A 16560-nucleotide genomic window follows, 5' to 3' on the forward strand; every position below is an offset into this window, starting at 1 on the left:
CCTAACTCCAGCCTCGTTTGTACTGTACGGGTGGATTAATGGAATATCCCAGTTCATCGGCAGCACACTTGGCCCAATATGGATTTCTCAGCAGGGATCGACCAATAAATACTAGATCTGCCCTTTCATTTTGAATAATTTCCTCCGCCTGTAAACCACTGGTAATAAGCCCAACGGCCCCGGTAGCAATGCCTGTTTCGTATTTGATTTTTTGGCAACGAGGCAGCTGATAGCCGGGATAGGAATTGATTTTAGCTGGTACAACACCACCTGAACTGCAATCAATTAAATCTATTCCTTGGTTTTTCATTTCCTTTGCAAAATAAATGAAGTCTTCAAGTGTATTACCTTCATCATGGTATTCATCTGTAGAAATCCGTACAAATAGCGGACCATTCCATTCGGTCTGAACAGTCTCAATAATTTCAGATAGGAAACGGTAACGATTTTCCTTTGAACCGCCGTATTTATCTGTCCTTTTATTTGTAAGGGGTGAAAGGAATTGATTGATTAAATAGCCATGTGCACCGTGCAGTTCAATGATGTCAAATCCGGCTTCTTTTGCTCTCCTTGCACCATTTTTAAAAGCTTCTATTGTTTTTTGTATAGCTTCTTCTGTCATCTCAACGGGAGTATCTGATGAATCGTTAAATGGCAGGGCGGAGGGAGCGTAAATCGCTGAATCCAATACTGCCTTTCGTCCAGCGTGTGCAAGCTGTGTTGCAGATTTTGCACCATAAGCGTGTATTTGTTCATTAAGTTCTTTTAGTCCTGCGACATGTTCGTCATTCCAAATTCCTAAATCTTCAGGAGAGATACGCCCTTCCGGCATTACTGCAATAGCCTCTGTCATTACTAGACCTACTTGCCCAACTGCTCTGCTTGTTAGATGTGTTATATGAAATGGTGTGATTTTCCCATCACGATTATAACAGGAATACATACACATGGGGGACATAACGATCCGGTTTTTTAGTTCGACATCTTTAATAGTAATTGCTGAGAATAAATTAGACATGTTGTTCCTCCTATGATTATTTGTTTTTTTCTTTGAAAAGTTTACGATAGTGCTGTGCTATATTAGGTACATCGGTAAAAATACCATCACATTTTAAGGCATATGACTTTAGTATTCTTGATGGTCTATTCAATGTATATACCCGGATTTTCATATTTGCTTTTTGACATTGTTCAACAAGCAAACGATTCAGCAAACGGTATTTTACGTGTAACGCATTTGCACCAAGGCTTTGCGCATAGGATATAAGATTTTTATTTCTTGATGTTAAAAAGGCAACCTTAATATCACTATGAAGTTTGTTAATCCGTTTTACACTGTTCGGATTAAATGTCGACAGTGTTGTACGGTTTAATAATTGATAATGCTTTACCATTTCATATACAATTGTTTCAATGTTCTTATAGTCTATTTTATTATTTTTCAGTTCAATATTTAAGTATAACGGCTTGGGTTTAATCCAATGAAGGAATTCTTCAAGTGTGATAATTGATGTTCCAGCATATTTTTTGGAAAACCAGGAGCCAGCATCTAATTGTTTCACCTGATTAATTGTGAGGTCCTTAATATAGCCGATTCCATTTGTCGTTCGCTTGACATGTTCATCATGAATTAAAACCGGAACATTGTCCTTTGTTAGCTGTACATCCGTTTCAATGCCGTCTGAACCCAATTCATGGGCAAGTCTGAAGGCGGGCATTGTATTTTCTGGTGCTAGTTTGCTAGCCCCGCGATGAGCGATAATTTTAGTAGTCAATAATTTCACCTCTTGTTTGATTGTGTTTTATTCTTTTCGAAAAGTCAATTTCCATAGGGAGGATACGTATGAAAAACTGGCAAACGAAGGAAGAATTAACGGAACTTTTATGCTCTTTAGTTAATCATCAAAGTGTAACTGGCAGCAACGCGGAAATCGCATTGGCAGAATATATTTATCATTTGCTTGCACAAAAAGAATATTTTCAAACCAACCCTGAATTATTAAGATTGCATCCATTAGATGACGGCAGAAGACTACTTACAGCGTTAGTTAAAAAGAATGCTGCGAAAGAAACAGTTATTTTATTAAGCCACTTTGACGTTGTCGATGTAGAAGATTATGGATCACTAAAAAATCTTGCCTTTCTTCCAAGGGAGTTAACAAAAGAAATAAATAAACTCAAAGATCAATTACCAGAACATATACAGCAGGATTTAAATTCTGGTGAATGGTTATTTGGCCGGGGAACGATGGATATGAAAGCAGGGTTATCCTTGCACTTGTCTATGCTGGAAAAAGCAATTGACAGTGAGTTCGATGGAAACATTCTTCTGTTAACCGTTCCTGATGAAGAAATGAATTCAAAAGGGATGCTGACTGCGCTGCCGGTTTTAAATGAATTACAGAAGAGTGAGAATTTAACTTTTCAAGCATGTCTTAACGGTGAGCCCATGTTTAGCAAATACCCAGGCGATCCTTCACATTATATATATACGGGTTCAATCGGAAAGGTACTTCCCGGTTTTTATTGCTATGGGAAAGAATCACATGTCGGTGAACCATTTGCAGGTATTAACCCAAATTTAATGATTAGTTTTTTATCCCAGCAGCTAGAGTTAAATGAGGCATTTATCGAAAAAATTGGTGATGAAGTAACACCTCCTCCAACCAGTTTAATGCAGCGTGACTTAAAGGAAAAATACTCTGTACAGACACCACATGCAGCAATTGCAATGTACAATGTTTTATATTTAAAACAAACTTTTAACCAAATTAATCAAAAATTGCTTGAAAGTGCTAAAAAAGCCGGAAGGGAAATAGAAAACTATGTAAAAGAGAAGGCAGATAATTTCGCTGACCTGGCATCAGATTTTGCACTGCCCAATATTAGTGTAAACATTTTGATGTATCAAGAATTATATAACGAAGCCGTGAAACGATATGGAAATAATGAAATAAAAAGACGGCAAAATTTGTTAGTCAGTCAGAGAGACAAAGGGGACCGGGATTTTTCTACTTTGCTTGTTCAGGAGTTAGCAGCAATGTGCAAAGACTTGAGTCCGATGATTGTACTCTTTTATAGTCCGCCATTTTATCCTGCTGTATCATCGTATAATGATCCGTATATAAAAGGTGTAATGGAATCCATCACGGAAAAAACATCGCGATCTTACAATATTGATTTAACTGTCGCAGAATTTTTTACAGGACTATCAGATTTAAGCTATGTTGGGCCAGTTTCATCTCAAAGTACGTTAGGCCAATTAACAGCAAATATGCCCCTGCAAAACAATGGATTTGTTTTTCCGGAAGATATCATGGAAAAGCTGACAATGCCAATATTAAACATTGGTCCTAAAGGAAAGGATCCGCATCAATGGACCGAACGCCTAGAATTGACGTACAGCTTTGAGTATTTACCAGAGATTCTAACTAGTGCCATACATCAATTGCTAGAAACAAAGTCATTTGGGTGACATTTTTATGAAAAAGAGGTAAACTTATATAAATGAATGACCATTCACTTCCTTGGGGGCTTATACATGAAGGTATTACACGATACAATTACTAAACTAACACTGCCAACACCATATGCGGTTGGAGATGTGCATGTTTATCTATTAAAAGGAGATACATTGTCATTAATTGATGCAGGTGTGAAAACAAAAGAGGCGTGGGAAGCGCTGACATACCAACTAAAACAAATAGGGTATCAACCAAATGATATTGAACAAATCATATTAACGCACCATCATCCAGATCACATTGGGTTAGTAGGGGAATTTTCAAGAATTCAAACTATAGCTGGACACAGCATTAATAATTTATGGTTAACAAGAAATAAATCATTTTTAAAGCGTTATCAGCAGTTTTTTAATGACTATTTTGTCGCTTCTGGTGTTCCAGACAGTTATATGCAATTCCTGGATAAATTAGATTTGCCATTACGGTACGCTGGTGTTGGAGAACTAACTGCAAAATTAGATGAGGGGGATGTTCTGCCTGGTCATGGCGATTGGCAAGTTATCGAAACGAAAGGACATGCACAGAGTCATTTATCATTTTTACGGGAAGCAGATGGAGCCTTTCTTGCAGGGGATCACCTATTGAAACACATTTCTCCAAATCCGTTATTGGAACCGCCAATTGATGAGGAATCTGAGCGTCCAAAACCGATTTTGCAATATCGGACAAATTTACTGAAGTGTCTTTCATTGGATATTAAAACAGTTTATCCTGGACATGGAGAAATTTTTACGAATGTAGCTGAATTAATTCCAGCCCGTTTAGAAAAACAGGAACAACGAGCAGCTAAAGTACTTGATATGCTAAAAGAAAAGGAACATACACCTTTTGAAATTTGTAAAAAGCTTTTTCCGAAACATATTGATCATGAACTTGACCTGACAATTTCCGAAACAATCGGTCAGCTTGATTTTCTTGAAAACGAGGGATATATTACAAAATACAGTGACAATGATGTATTTGTATATCATGTGAAATAGGTGGTAGTTTGAGTAGAAGTATTTCGAGCAAATCAATTATTGTAACAGGGGCATCAAGTGGTATTGGTGAGTGTATTGCCTGGCATATTGCTAAGAATGGCGGCATCCCTATTATGATCGCCCGTTCGATTGGGAAGCTAGCACGACAAAAACAAACGATTGATCAAATGCTTGGAGCTCAGTCATTTGTGTATCAAGCGGATTTAACTAATCAGACAGAACTCGAGAATGTTTTTAAACAAATTTTATCAGAACATAAACAAATAGATGGTTTAATCAATAATGCGGGTGCGGGAGTATTCGATTATGTGGAAACGATGAAACTCGCTGATATGGAAAATATGTTTCATTTGAATGTGTTTGCACTGATTCAAGGAACGGCGCTTGTGTTGCCGCATTTCTTGGCAAAACAGGAAGGGCACATTATTAATATAGCTTCACAGGCTGGCAAGATTGCGACACCGAAATCAGCTATTTATGCCTCTACTAAACATGCAGTTCTTGGATTTACAAATGCACTGCGTTTAGAAATGAAAGATATGGGTGTTCATGTTATGGCGGTAAATTTAGGCCCGGTTCGTACAAACTTTTTTGATGCAGCTGATCCGAACGGTACATATCAAAAAAGCATTGACCGCTATATGCTTGATCCCGACAAAGTTGCACGAAAAGTTGTTCGGCATTTATTTACGAATAAACGTGAAATTAATTTGCCAAGATGGATGGACCTTGGCAGTAAACTGTATCAGCTTTTTCCAAAATTCATGGAATTTTTATTAAGAAAACAATTTAACAGGAAATAAAAACAGTCATACCGGCTGTTTTTTATTTCCTTGTAAGTACTTGACTATATCCGAACACCTATAAAATTGTAACATCTATAATGTCATCAAAAGAAATCCATGTACTATTATTGGGGGAGACAAGTTTCATCTGTTCGGGAGTTGTTTTTTTAATCTTTCCGGAAAGGCACTGGTCATGATAGGGGTGAAAGATTTGAATTTTTACATCCTTTTCTTGTTGTATCGCATCCGAAATTAATTGGGAAAACAATGAAATCTGTTGTTCGTCAAAAATAGGTTTCGTTTGTTTTTTTAATTCTTTTTGATGTTCCCGTATGCGCAGCTTATGTTCCGGCAGCATCATCCGACTCGATTCCCACATTAAATTATGACCTTTCGTTAATTTGTTTGGATTCATTTGCTCTTCCTTCTTTCCTATTGGTTCCTTTTTTGCTGTCTTTTACTACACAGTTTCCGTAAACTGTGACGTAAATACTTGTGGTGATTTCGCTTCATTTTGGATGCTCCTTGGTCCCGCAGCCCGTATACACTACGCTTTCCGTGGGCGGCTGATGAGCCTCCTCACGCTGACGCGCTCCGTGGTCTCACCGATGCCTCATCTCCCACAGGAGTCTCCGTGTATACGGGCTGCTAGTAAGTGTATTTATAACGTAATCATGATTTCTTAAAGATATTATAGATACTTTATATTTAATAATTACAATCTATGCATGTACCGATATATATTAATTCCACTTCACTAGTCCGGCATCGCTGCGGGCGGTGACTCCTGCTCAGAAAAGCACGAGTCCGGAGACACCAAAGAGTGGTTTTCTCGAGGAGGCTGAGGCCGTGCCCTAAGGTGCGCATCCGCCCGCAGCGATCCCGGACGGCGACCCGAGAATATTACGTCGCATTTTACGTCTTTTGTGTAAAAACAACAATTTTTTAGAAAATAGCTTTTTATTTATAATGTCCGCCAATTTTTTCGGCTCGACTATATGCCTGCCCGGCACTGGTTAATGAAGAGGCTCGCACAATAGCGGTGGGCCCATATTTTGTATAGATATAATCCATCGCTTCATTAAGGTGTTCCTTTTTTAGCGAAAAATCAAAGAGACTTAATTGATAAGGGTCAGCTGGCTGCAATTGCGATAATGTTACACCGGCACTGCGAATTGGCAAGCGATTCCAGTGGATCTGGAATAAATGCAGAGCCGCATGGTAAATATCCATATCAAAATTGGTTGGCGATGAAAGCTTTAGTTGCCGGTGAAATCCAGTGGGGAAATTAAAATCAGCTCCACGTATTCCGAGTGATACCGTATTTCCCCGGTAACCACCGGTTCTGGCTCGTCTTGCAACTTCTTCACTTAATTCCAGTAGAATTACTTTAATTTCGTCAAATGCTTCATAATCCCTTGGCAGTGTCATATGATGCCCTACCGCCTTTTGCGTATCATGTGTTTTAGCAGTGACGGGAGCATAATCTATTCCGTTTGCAATTTGCCATAGTACCTCCCCGTTAATGCCCCATCGTTTTTTTAATGCGTCTACAGAAAAATTTGCTAACTGACCGATTTTTTGAATGCCCAATCGTTCCAAGTGATGTTTCATTCGGCTGCCTACTCCAAACATTTTGCCAATAGGGAGCTCCCACATCATTTCTTGCATATTTGTTTTATCCAACTGAAAAATACCATCTTGATTTTTTTTAGCAAATGCATCACAGGCAATTTTTGCAAGTGCTTTATTTGGAGCAATTCCGACCCGTGCATAAACACCTGTTTCCTCCTTGATCTCTTGCTGTATTTTTCTTGCCATTGTAAATGGGGTGCCGAATAGCTTCAAGCTGCCTGTAAGGTCTAAAAACTGTTCATCAATGGAAAATACCTCAACAAGATCTGTATACTGTTCCAATATGGTTGTGATTTGACATGACATATCAATGTAACGCTGCATTCGCGGCCGTACCACAACGGCATTCGGACATTTGGCTAGCGCTTGCCACAATGCTTCAGCAGTTTTCACGCCATATTTTTTGGCTAATGGACAGGCTGCCAAGATTATTCCGCTTCGGCGCTCGGGATCTCCTGAAACAATAACGGGCTTGTTTTTTAATTTTGGGTTTTCTGCTTTTTCAACAGAGGCATAGAATGATTGCATGTCAACCAAAAAAATAACTCTTTTCATCACAAGTTTCCTCTCTAATTTTCAGAACAAACGTTTGTATAACTATTATATGCGAATATATGTTCTTTATTCAATGGAAATTGTTGTATGAATGAAAAAAGATAGGGAAAAAGGAGGGGTATCGTAAAAACAGGAATGTCTTTAAAAAAGACATTCCTGGGTAATCGTTAGCGATGATTGGTGTAATGCATCTGCTTAGTAGATGCTTTTATGGCTTGATATCTTTCATTAGACAGTAACGTTGCCTGTGTAATAGCTGCATTTTCAGTAACCTGAACAATAGAACTCGCTCCGAATACAGCACTTGCGATAGCGGGGTGGTGAAGCACATATTGTAATGCAGTTGTATTGAGAGAGGTGTCTACCCCAACAATATTTTTTATTTCATCATATACCCTAACCAATTCCTCATACGAATAATCCAAAAATCCTTCACGTGATTTCCGCTCGATTTGCTGGTGTCCCTTGTTACTCAATATTCCTTTAGCCAAAGGCCCCCGTGCCAGAACGCTAACGGCATGTTGATGAAGCAGGTCGAGCATTTCTTCTTCAGGTCTAGGATCCAATATACTATATTGCATCATTACAGCATCAATGTTTGAACGTTTAACATATTCTCGAATTACATTAGGACGAATCGATGAAATTCCATATGCCCGGATAATACCTTCTCTTTTTAGATCTTCAAAGGCATCAATTGATTCGTCAATTGGGTCATCAATTGTACCGCCATGCAGCATATAAAAATCAATATAATCTGTTCTTAAACGCCTCAGACTATTTTTTACACCAGCTTTGATGTGTTCTTTAGAAGGGTCCCAAAACCAATCTTTCGTATCCTTGTTAAAATGATTGCCAACCTTCGTAGTTAAAATAATCTGATTCCGTTTATTATGAATGGCGTTACCAACAATTTCTTCATTTATCCCAAAATCGTACAGATCAGCAGTATCTAAGTGATTTATACCAACCGACAAAGCATGATCAATAATTTCCTGTGCTTTGGTTTTGTCAGTACCAAGTGACATACAGCCAAGTGTCAGTTCTGATATATATAAATCTGATTTACCAAGCTGGTTTTTCTTCATTGTTTTCCTTCCTCCTCAATCCTATTTTCTTTTATTGTAAAAATAGTGCTTTGTAAACTCAAGAATTTCACTTATGGTAAAATGAAGGAAGCAAATATAAGTGGGGCTGATTTGAATGAAAAAATTGGAAGAAAAAACAATAAATACGGAAAAAATTTATAATGGTAAGGTTGTAAAATTACAGGTGGATGAGGTTACATTGCCAAATGGAAAAACATCTGCAAGAGAAATCATAAAGCATCCAGGTGCGGTAGCAATAATTCCAATTACCAAGGATAACAAAATTGTATTTGTTGAACAGTATAGAAAGCCATTAGAAAAAACACTGGTAGAAATCCCGGCGGGTAAACTGGAAGCAGGGGAAAAACCGGAAGTAACAGCTGTACGTGAATTAGAGGAAGAAACAGGTTATACAACAAGTAATCTGACCTATGTTACTTCTTTTTACACTTCACCAGGCTTTGCTGATGAATTAATGTATATTTACATGACAGATCAGCTGGAAGCCCTGCAGGAGAATGTTACTGGCGATGATGATGAATTTGTTGAGCTTTTAGAGCTAACACTAGATGAGGCGAAAATTTATGTAAAAGATCAGCGTATTCATGATGCGAAAACAAACTATGCCATAATGTATCTGGAAACTTTGGAGATGATGAAATGAATTCTTATTTTGCCGATATGCATATTCATATTGGAAGGGATATGTACAATAAGCCAGTTAAAATTACTGGAGCGAAAAGCTTAACATTAACGAATATTTTAAAAGAGGCTAGTCGAAACAAAGGTATTCATATGGTAGGTGTCATCGATAGCCACGCTCCAGCCGTACAAGAAGAAATAAAACAATTAATCACTGAGGGCAAGGCAGAAGAATTAAAAGATGGTGGAATTCGCTTTGAAAAGGTAACGCTATTATTAGGATCGGAAATTGAGGTATACGATGAATACTGCAAAGGGCCAATTCATGTTCTGGCGTTTTTTCCAACTCTTCGGAAGATAGGTGCTTTTTCTGAATGGTTAACAACGAAGATGAAAAATATTACGCTGAGCTCCCAGCGCTATTATGGGACTGGGAAAGAGCTTCAGTACAAGGTAAAGGAATTGTCAGGCATATTTATTCCTGCACATGTGTTCACACCATTTAAAAGTATGTATGGTAAGGGTGTTAACCAGTCGTTGACAGAAGTGTTTGATCCTGACTTAATTGATGGGATCGAGCTTGGATTAAGTTCGGACACTCAAATGGCTGATCAGATAGAAGAGCTTCATGATTTCACGTTTGTATCAAATTCTGATGCACATTCTTTAGCGAAAATTGCACGTGAATACCAGGAAATTCGTATGGAGGAAGCCTCTTTTAAGGAATTTTATTGGGCATTGCACCATGTGAATGGTCGGGAGATAGTACAAAACTTTGGCATGAACCCGCAATTAGGAAAATACCATACAACGGTCTGCAGCAACTGTTTAGAACCGGTAGCTTATAAAACGAAGCAATGTCCAAGCTGTGGTTCTAAGAAAATTATCAATGGCGTGTTTGATCGAATCCAAGAATTAGCAAATGCCACCACAACAAGGAAGCGGCCACCCTATCTATACCAGGTTCCTTTAGAGTATCTACCATCACTTGGTCCAAAAACGTTTCAAAAATTACTGGAGCGTTTTCAAACAGAAATGAATGTCATACATTATGCTTCACTTGAAGAATTAAAACAAGCAGTACCTGAAAAACTAGCAATAGCTATTACGGAAATGAGAGAAGGAAAATTGACGATTAAAGCAGGTGGCGGAGGAAAGTATGGAAGTATTACACATGCAGATTAATTGTTTTTTCTAAAGGAAATATAATCCCTATTAAAAAATAAACATTTTGGTATTTTTAATTGGAATTCTTCATAGTTTTTAATAATAGATCATCTTTAGTTGAATGGAGGATTCCGATGTACCAAAAAAGAACTCTAGTATTTAATCATGTAAAAGAACATGCAGCAATTTATATTTTTATGATCATACTGTTTTTAACAGGTGTAATTTTTGGTGCAATAATAGTTAACAGCATGAATCCCGTACAGAAGCTGGATTTATTTTTTTATTTGGAACGATTCTTTGGTCAAATCGCTGATAACCAACAAATTGAGAATAGTGAGATATTGAAAAGCAGTTTTTTTTATCATGCTAAATATCTACTATTACTATTTATCCTTGGTTTATCTGTGATCGGCTTGCCAATTGTTTGGATATTAATATTTTTGAAGGGATTAGTAGTTGGATTTTCAGTGGGATTTATTGTTAACCAGCTTGGACTGCAGGGGCTATTCCTAGCATCATTATCGATTGCACCACAAAATATTATAATAATTCCAATCTATATATTGGCAGGCAGTTTATCGATGATTTTCTCATTAACGTTACTCGGTAAATTATTTTCACACAAATTTACACAGCCAATTTTGCAGCCGTTTGGCAGATATATTACGATGTTTGCCCTATTACTGGCAGGTTCGTTGATTGCTGCTGGTCTGGAGGCATTTGTGGCGAATGAAGCAATGGAAACTCTAATTCAATCCCTTTATAAATAATAATAATTATTATATAATATATAATATCGAATTTAGATTATAATAATTATACTTTGACATGTTTTTCAAGTGTGCATATAATGAAGATGGGGATATGAGGGAGGAGACTTGCCATGGAACATCGAATTGAGCGAATAAAGAAGCATCTCCATGCACAAAGCTACAAGCTGACTCCACAACGGGAAGCGACGGTTAGAGTTTTACTAGAGCGTGAAGAAGATCATTTAAGTGCAGAGGATGTATACTTACTTGTAAAAGAAAAAGCACCGGAAATTGGACTTGCAACCGTTTATCGCACATTAGAATTATTATCGGAATTGAAAATTGTAGATAAAATAAACTTCGGTGATGGTGTTTCAAGGTATGACCTGCGTAAAGAGGGCGCTGAGCATTTTCACCATCATTTGGTCTGCATTGAATGCGGATCCGTCGAAGAAATTGTTGATGATTTATTAGGAGATGTTGAGAAGATTGTTGAAAATGATTGGGGTTTTCAGGTAAAAGACCACCGCTTGACATTTCATGGAATCTGCAAACAATGTCAAAAAGTAGCTGTCAAAACCACATGATGCCTAAAGCATTAAGTTGCCTTTTTTCGATTGAGGAAGAAAGGCTTTTTTATTTTCTTTATTTGTTAACTAATTAATAAACTAGTATAAAATAGCCTTATTTAATTCATTTACAAATGGATGAATATGGGTTATTTTGATGATGGAGACTTTTTAAGATAAAGTTGTCCATATTTATGTATATTGTTACTCTTTTTTGGCATATCTTTTAATAGTGTTGGGAAATGGAAAGGGGATATGCCGAATGAGAAGGATGGTATGGGACACCATAAAGGTTTTTATAATTTTTGTAGCATGTACATTTTTATTTTATTTCGGGTTGCGCATCATGCATAACGAGTATGAACAATATCATCGTTATGATTCACCTGAGGGTCCTTCTGTAAAAGTTTTTAATGCAGATCAAAGTTTTATAGATCGATTGAACTTATTTTTTCGATTGGGAGAGTAATAACCATGCTGAAGCCTGCATTGACAGATTTTCTTCATTACTTGCAAGTAGAAAGAGGATTGTCTGATAATACATTAAAGTCGTATAATAGGGACTTAAGTAAATACCTGAACTATATAGAAAAGGTAATACAAAAAACAACATGGAACAATGTCGTCCGAAGTGATATTATCGGTTTTTTATTTATGTTAAAAGACGATGGAAAGGCTGCAGCTACAATCGCACGCACAATTTCATCCATTCGGTTATTCCATCGATTTTTAATCAATGAGCAATTGGTTGATCGGGATGCTAGTCTACATATAGAAACACCCAAAAAGGAAAGAAAATTGCCTGATACACTATCAACGAAAGATGTGGAATCGTTATTAGCAATTAGCGGAAATTCACCGCTTCATATTCGAAATAAGGCAATGCTTGAACTATTATATGCTACTGGCCTGCGAGTAACAGAATTAATTTCTTTAAAAGTTAGTGATCTGCATTTGACGATGGGATTTATCCGATGTTTTGGAAAGGGTTCTAAGGAGCGGATTGTTCCCTTGGGAGATGTAGCCAAAAAGGCAGTAGAGGATTATTTGCAGTATGCCCGGGAGAATTTACTTAAAAATGGAGCAGAAGATACATTGTTTGTAAATCGGCATGGCACAGCACTAACAAGACAAGGCTTTTGGAAAATTCTTAAATTAATTGCAAAAGATGCCGGGATTAAGAAAAGAATAACACCACATACATTAAGACATTCTTTTGCAACGCATTTGCTGGAAAATGGAGCTGATTTGCGCTCAGTTCAGGAAATGCTTGGACATTCCGACATATCTACAACACAAATATATACACATGTATCTAAAACTAGATTGAAAGATGTTTATACGTCATTTCATCCGAGGGCATAGTATATTTATATTTTTAGTTGTCTGACATCATACAACATAGTAAGATAGACATATTACAGTAAGAAATAGGAAATATAAATACGGGAGGTATTAGCAATGAAAAAATTTAAACGAGTATTTTTAGTTGTCATGGATTCTGTTGGAATTGGTGAAGCACCAGATGCAGAGAAATTTAATGATAAAGGTGCAGATACATTAGGGCATATTGCAGAACACATGAATGGTCTTGACATGCCAAATATGGCTAAGCTCGGATTAAGCAATATCAGACAAATTAAAGGTGTTGAAAAGCAATCCAAACCAATGGCTTATTATACTAAAATGCAAGAAGCATCAAATGGTAAAGATACAATGACGGGTCATTGGGAGATTATGGGCTTAAACATTCAGCAGCCATTCAGAACATTTCCAGATGGTTTTCCAAATGAATTAATCGATGAGTTAGAAGCAAAAACCGGCCGAAAAATAATTGGTAATAAACCAGCTTCAGGTACAGCGATACTTGATGAGCTAGGTGAGGAGCATATGAAAACGGGAGCGTTAATCGTTTACACATCTGCGGATTCCGTGCTGCAAATCGCTGCACACGAGGAAGTTGTACCAATTGAAGAATTGTACCAAATCTGCGAGACAGCACGTAAGCTTACTTTAGATGAAAAATACATGGTGGGCCGTGTAATTGCCAGACCGTTTGTAGGAAAACCTGATGCATTCGAACGTACTGCGAACAGACATGACTATGCATTAAAGCCTTTTGGCCGCACTGTAATGAATGAGTTAAAAGATGCAAATTATGACGTTATTGCCTTAGGTAAAATTTCTGATATATATGATGGTGAAGGTGTTACAAAAGCCATACGTACAAAGGATAACGAAGATGGAATGACAAAACTAGCAGACAGTATGGAAAAAGACTTTCAAGGAATTAGCTTTTTAAATTTAGTTGATTTTGATGCGAAATATGGCCATCGCCGTGATCCAGAAGGGTATGGTAAAGCATTAGAAACTTATGATGCCAGGCTTCCAGAAGTCTTAAACAAATTAACTGATGATGATTTATTAATTATTACAGCAGATCATGGAAATGACCCAATCCATTATGGGACAGATCATACAAGAGAGTATGTGCCACTTCTTGTATACCACACGAACATAGATGAAGGCAGTCAGCTGGAAATTAGAGAGACATTTGCAGATATAGGGGCAACTATTGCGGATAACTTTGACGTAAATATGCCCGAACATGGGAAAAGCTTTTTAAATGAAATTAGTTAAGAGAGGATGAATATATGATGCAAACAGAAATAAGAGAAGCAAGTACATTTATACAGGATAAAATAACAACTTCTCCGGCAATTGGTTTAATCCTTGGGTCGGGGCTCGGGGTATTGGCAGAAAAAATAGAGGACCCAGTTACGATTTCCTATAAGGAAATACCGCATTTTCCTGTTTCGACTGTCTCTGGTCATAAGGGGCAGCTTGTTGCAGGTAAGCTTGAAGGAAAACAGGTTATTGCAATGCAAGGACGTTTTCATTTTTATGAAGGATATTCAATGAAGCAGGTTACCTTTCCTGTTCGTGTCATGAAAGAACTTGGGGCGGAGTCTATTATTGTGACGAATGCGGCAGGTGGAATAAACAAAGACTTTAACCCGGGAGACCTAATGCTCATTACTGATCACATTAACAACATGGGAACAAATCCGTTAATTGGACCAAATGATGCGGAATTAGGCGTCCGTTTTCCAGATATGTCACAAGTATATAATGCTTCCTATACTGACCATGCTGAAAAATGTGCAAAAGATTTAGGTATTACGATTCAAAAAGGCGTGTATGTTGGGAACACGGGTCCTACATATGAAACTCCAGCAGAAATTAAAATGCTGCGGACTTTAGGCGGGGATGCTGTAGGTATGTCGACAGTACCTGAAGTGACAGTCGCTGGCCATGCAGGTCTTAAAGTGTTGGGAATTTCCTGTATCTCGAATATGGCTGCAGGTATTCTCGATCAACCATTAACACATACCGAAGTAATAGAAACAACCGAAAAAGTTAAAGAAGACTTTCTAAAATTTGTAAAGGAAATTATCAGAACGCTACCACAATAGAGAAAAAAAGGTGATAAAAATGAGAATGTACGACATCATTGAAAAAAAACGTGATGGATTAGAATTGACGAAAGAGGAAATTACGTACTTTATAAACGGATATACTTCAGGCGATATACCCGATTATCAAGTCAGTTCATTATTAATGGCAATTTACTTTCAGGATATGACAGAGGAAGAACGTGCATTATTAACAACATCAATGGTGAATTCAGGGGATACTATTGATCTTTCCGCCATTTCAGGAATTAAGGTTGATAAGCACTCAACAGGTGGTGTAGGTGATACAACAACATTAATTCTTGCGCCGCTTGTAGCGTCATTAGGAGTTCCCGTTGCAAAAATGAGCGGAAGGGGTCTTGGCCATACTGGTGGAACAATAGATAAATTAGAAGCTGTCCCAGGATTCCACGTTGAAATAACAAGTAATGAATTTATGGATTTAGTAAACAAAAATAAAGTCGCTGTTATCGGACAAACAGGTAATTTAACACCTGCGGATAAAAAACTGTATAGTTTACGAGATGTTACGGCAACGGTAAGCTCGATTCCATTAATTGCTAGTTCTATCATGAGTAAGAAAATCGCTGCAGGTGCTGATGCAATTGTTTTGGATGTCAAGACAGGAGCAGGAGCATTCATGAAAGATTTAGATGACGCTAAAAAATTAGCTAATGCGATGGTATCTATCGGCAATCGGGTTGGCAGAAATACAATGGCCGTTATCTCTGACATGAGTCAGCCACTGGGAAATGCAATTGGGAATGCATTAGAGGTAAGGGAAGCTATTGACACGTTACAAGGAAAAGGACCAGAGGATTTAACAGAACTTTGTTTAACATTGGGAAGCCAAATGGTTGTCTTGGCAAATAAGGCAGATAGCATTGACGAAGCAAGAAACAAATTAAAGGAAAATTTGACGAACGGCAAGGCATTTGAACAATTTAAGATTTTCCTTGAATCACAGGGAGGCGATTCAAGTGTGGCAGATAAGCCTGAATCACTGCCACAGGCAAAATATAAAGTAGAACTTAAAGCTAAGCAATCAGGAACAATCGCAGAAATTGTTGCTGATGATGTAGGAACTGCAGCTATGATGTTAGGTGCTGGGAGAGCTACTAAAGAATCTGTGATTGACCTTGCAGTAGGAATTGTTCTTCATAAAAAAATTGGTGATCATGTAAATGAAGGAGAAACATTACTTACGATACATGCAAATCAGGATTCCATAGAAGAAGTAAAAGATAAATTGTATGCTAGTATAACGATATCAGATGAGCAGGTTACCGCTCCACCGTTAATATACGATACAGTTACAAAATAGAATAGATTGACCAAAAAGGCGCACAATTATGTGTGCCTTTTTTACAGGTAATTTTTGTTA

Annotated in this window: 17 protein-coding genes; 12 read left to right on the top strand and 5 right to left on the bottom strand. The window is 37.5% G+C overall.

The genetic code is table 11. The features are described from left to right. Position 1 precedes the first annotated feature (1 nt). Together namA and IEV74_RS02345 are read right to left on the bottom strand one after the other, a co-directional pair. A complete protein-coding gene (gene namA / locus IEV74_RS02340) occupies positions 2-1018 on the bottom strand; it encodes an NADPH dehydrogenase NamA (RefSeq protein WP_188453723.1) in 1017 nt (338 codons plus the stop codon). A gap of 16 nt (positions 1019-1034) precedes the next feature. After that, positions 1035-1775, bottom strand: a complete 741-nt coding sequence (locus tag IEV74_RS02345; RefSeq protein ID WP_188453724.1) for a glycerophosphodiester phosphodiesterase — start codon at positions 1773-1775, stop codon at positions 1035-1037. Between the two features lie 68 nt (positions 1776-1843). Between IEV74_RS02345 and IEV74_RS02350 the strand changes: the two genes are divergently transcribed. From IEV74_RS02350 to IEV74_RS02360, 3 genes are all read left to right on the top strand, one after another. After that, on the top strand, positions 1844-3475 hold the full coding sequence (locus IEV74_RS02350; protein WP_188453725.1) for a M20/M25/M40 family metallo-hydrolase: 1632 nt from the start codon (positions 1844-1846) through the stop codon (positions 3473-3475). A gap of 66 nt (positions 3476-3541) precedes the next feature. Continuing rightward, complete coding sequence (locus IEV74_RS02355; protein WP_188453726.1) at positions 3542-4504, top strand: MBL fold metallo-hydrolase; 963 nt, start codon at positions 3542-3544, stop codon at positions 4502-4504. Positions 4505-4512: 8 nt separating this feature from the next. Continuing rightward, positions 4513-5307 carry an SDR family NAD(P)-dependent oxidoreductase gene (locus tag IEV74_RS02360; RefSeq protein ID WP_188453727.1) on the top strand — a complete coding sequence of 265 codons (795 nt, stop codon included), beginning with the start codon at positions 4513-4515 and terminating at the stop codon, positions 5305-5307. Positions 5308-5365: 58 nt separating this feature from the next. On the opposite strand, the gene IEV74_RS02365 is transcribed toward IEV74_RS02360, so the two are convergent. The 3 genes from IEV74_RS02365 to IEV74_RS02375 all read right to left on the bottom strand — a co-directional run bounded on the left by IEV74_RS02365 (position 5366) and on the right by IEV74_RS02375 (position 8567). Beyond that, on the bottom strand, positions 5366-5704 hold the full coding sequence (locus tag IEV74_RS02365; protein ID WP_188453728.1) for a YolD-like family protein: 339 nt from the start codon (positions 5702-5704) through the stop codon (positions 5366-5368). Between the two features lie 545 nt (positions 5705-6249). Beyond that, the gene (gene dinB / locus IEV74_RS02370; protein WP_444545754.1) at positions 6250-7482 is read right to left on the bottom strand and encodes a DNA polymerase IV; all 1233 of its coding nucleotides are present in this window, start codon (positions 7480-7482) and stop codon (positions 6250-6252) included. 164 nt (positions 7483-7646) lie between these two features. Further along, positions 7647-8567 (bottom strand): aldo/keto reductase, encoded by a 921-nt coding sequence (locus IEV74_RS02375; RefSeq protein ID WP_188453730.1) that lies wholly within the window; start codon positions 8565-8567, stop codon positions 7647-7649. A 115-nt stretch (positions 8568-8682) separates the two neighbouring features. Here IEV74_RS02375 and IEV74_RS02380 point away from each other — a divergent pair, with 115 nt between their 5' ends. The 9 genes from IEV74_RS02380 to IEV74_RS02420 all read left to right on the top strand — a co-directional run bounded on the left by IEV74_RS02380 (position 8683) and on the right by IEV74_RS02420 (position 16500). Then, positions 8683-9231 (top strand): NUDIX domain-containing protein, encoded by a 549-nt coding sequence (locus IEV74_RS02380; protein WP_188453731.1) that lies wholly within the window; start codon positions 8683-8685, stop codon positions 9229-9231. Continuing rightward, positions 9228-10394, top strand: a complete 1167-nt coding sequence (locus IEV74_RS02385) for an endonuclease Q family protein (RefSeq protein WP_188453732.1) — start codon at positions 9228-9230, stop codon at positions 10392-10394. The genes IEV74_RS02380 and IEV74_RS02385 overlap by 4 nt, the downstream gene beginning before the upstream one ends. 116 nt (positions 10395-10510) lie before the next feature. Further along, positions 10511-11149 (top strand): stage II sporulation protein M, encoded by a 639-nt coding sequence (gene spoIIM / locus IEV74_RS02390; protein ID WP_188453733.1) that lies wholly within the window; start codon positions 10511-10513, stop codon positions 11147-11149. Positions 11150-11262: 113 nt separating this feature from the next. Continuing rightward, positions 11263-11718 (top strand): ferric iron uptake transcriptional regulator, encoded by a 456-nt coding sequence (gene fur / locus IEV74_RS02395; RefSeq protein WP_188453734.1) that lies wholly within the window; start codon positions 11263-11265, stop codon positions 11716-11718. A gap of 244 nt (positions 11719-11962) precedes the next feature. After that, positions 11963-12169, top strand: a complete 207-nt coding sequence (locus IEV74_RS02400; RefSeq protein WP_188453735.1) for a YqzK family protein — start codon at positions 11963-11965, stop codon at positions 12167-12169. A 5-nt stretch (positions 12170-12174) separates the two neighbouring features. Further along, the gene (gene xerD, locus IEV74_RS02405) at positions 12175-13065 is read left to right on the top strand and encodes a site-specific tyrosine recombinase XerD (protein WP_188453736.1); all 891 of its coding nucleotides are present in this window, start codon (positions 12175-12177) and stop codon (positions 13063-13065) included. Between the two features lie 96 nt (positions 13066-13161). Continuing rightward, positions 13162-14340, top strand: a complete 1179-nt coding sequence (gene deoB / locus IEV74_RS02410) for a phosphopentomutase (protein WP_188453737.1) — start codon at positions 13162-13164, stop codon at positions 14338-14340. Positions 14341-14354: 14 nt separating this feature from the next. Next, the gene (locus tag IEV74_RS02415; RefSeq protein WP_188453738.1) at positions 14355-15176 is read left to right on the top strand and encodes a purine-nucleoside phosphorylase; all 822 of its coding nucleotides are present in this window, start codon (positions 14355-14357) and stop codon (positions 15174-15176) included. A 19-nt stretch (positions 15177-15195) separates the two neighbouring features. After that, positions 15196-16500, top strand: a complete 1305-nt coding sequence (locus tag IEV74_RS02420) for a pyrimidine-nucleoside phosphorylase (RefSeq protein ID WP_188453739.1) — start codon at positions 15196-15198, stop codon at positions 16498-16500. The last annotated feature ends 60 nt before the right edge of the window (positions 16501-16560 follow it).

The sequence above is a fragment of the Virgibacillus oceani genome, from assembly GCF_014638995.1.
In the GTDB taxonomy this organism is placed as follows: domain Bacteria; phylum Bacillota; class Bacilli; order Bacillales; family Amphibacillaceae; genus Virgibacillus_E; species Virgibacillus_E oceani.

Excerpts from the sequence above, each read along its gene's own strand:
- namA (WP_188453723.1), bottom strand. The coding sequence starts at position 1,018 with ATGTCTAATTTATTCTCAGCAATTACTATTAAAGATGTCGAACTAAAA.
- IEV74_RS02350 (WP_188453725.1), top strand. The coding sequence starts at position 1,844 with ATGAAAAACTGGCAAACGAAGGAAGAATTAACGGAACTTTTATGCTCT.
- IEV74_RS02355 (WP_188453726.1), top strand. The coding sequence starts at position 3,542 with ATGAAGGTATTACACGATACAATTACTAAACTAACACTGCCAACACCA.
- IEV74_RS02365 (WP_188453728.1), bottom strand. The coding sequence starts at position 5,704 with ATGAATCCAAACAAATTAACGAAAGGTCATAATTTAATGTGGGAATCG.
- IEV74_RS02375 (WP_188453730.1), bottom strand. The coding sequence starts at position 8,567 with ATGAAGAAAAACCAGCTTGGTAAATCAGATTTATATATATCAGAACTG.
- IEV74_RS02380 (WP_188453731.1), top strand. The coding sequence starts at position 8,683 with ATGAAAAAATTGGAAGAAAAAACAATAAATACGGAAAAAATTTATAAT.
- IEV74_RS02385 (WP_188453732.1), top strand. The coding sequence starts at position 9,228 with ATGAATTCTTATTTTGCCGATATGCATATTCATATTGGAAGGGATATG.
- spoIIM (WP_188453733.1), top strand. The coding sequence starts at position 10,511 with ATGTACCAAAAAAGAACTCTAGTATTTAATCATGTAAAAGAACATGCA.
- fur (WP_188453734.1), top strand. The coding sequence starts at position 11,263 with ATGGAACATCGAATTGAGCGAATAAAGAAGCATCTCCATGCACAAAGC.
- IEV74_RS02400 (WP_188453735.1), top strand. The coding sequence starts at position 11,963 with ATGAGAAGGATGGTATGGGACACCATAAAGGTTTTTATAATTTTTGTA.
- xerD (WP_188453736.1), top strand. The coding sequence starts at position 12,175 with ATGCTGAAGCCTGCATTGACAGATTTTCTTCATTACTTGCAAGTAGAA.
- deoB (WP_188453737.1), top strand. The coding sequence starts at position 13,162 with ATGAAAAAATTTAAACGAGTATTTTTAGTTGTCATGGATTCTGTTGGA.
- IEV74_RS02415 (WP_188453738.1), top strand. The coding sequence starts at position 14,355 with ATGATGCAAACAGAAATAAGAGAAGCAAGTACATTTATACAGGATAAA.
- IEV74_RS02420 (WP_188453739.1), top strand. The coding sequence starts at position 15,196 with ATGAGAATGTACGACATCATTGAAAAAAAACGTGATGGATTAGAATTG.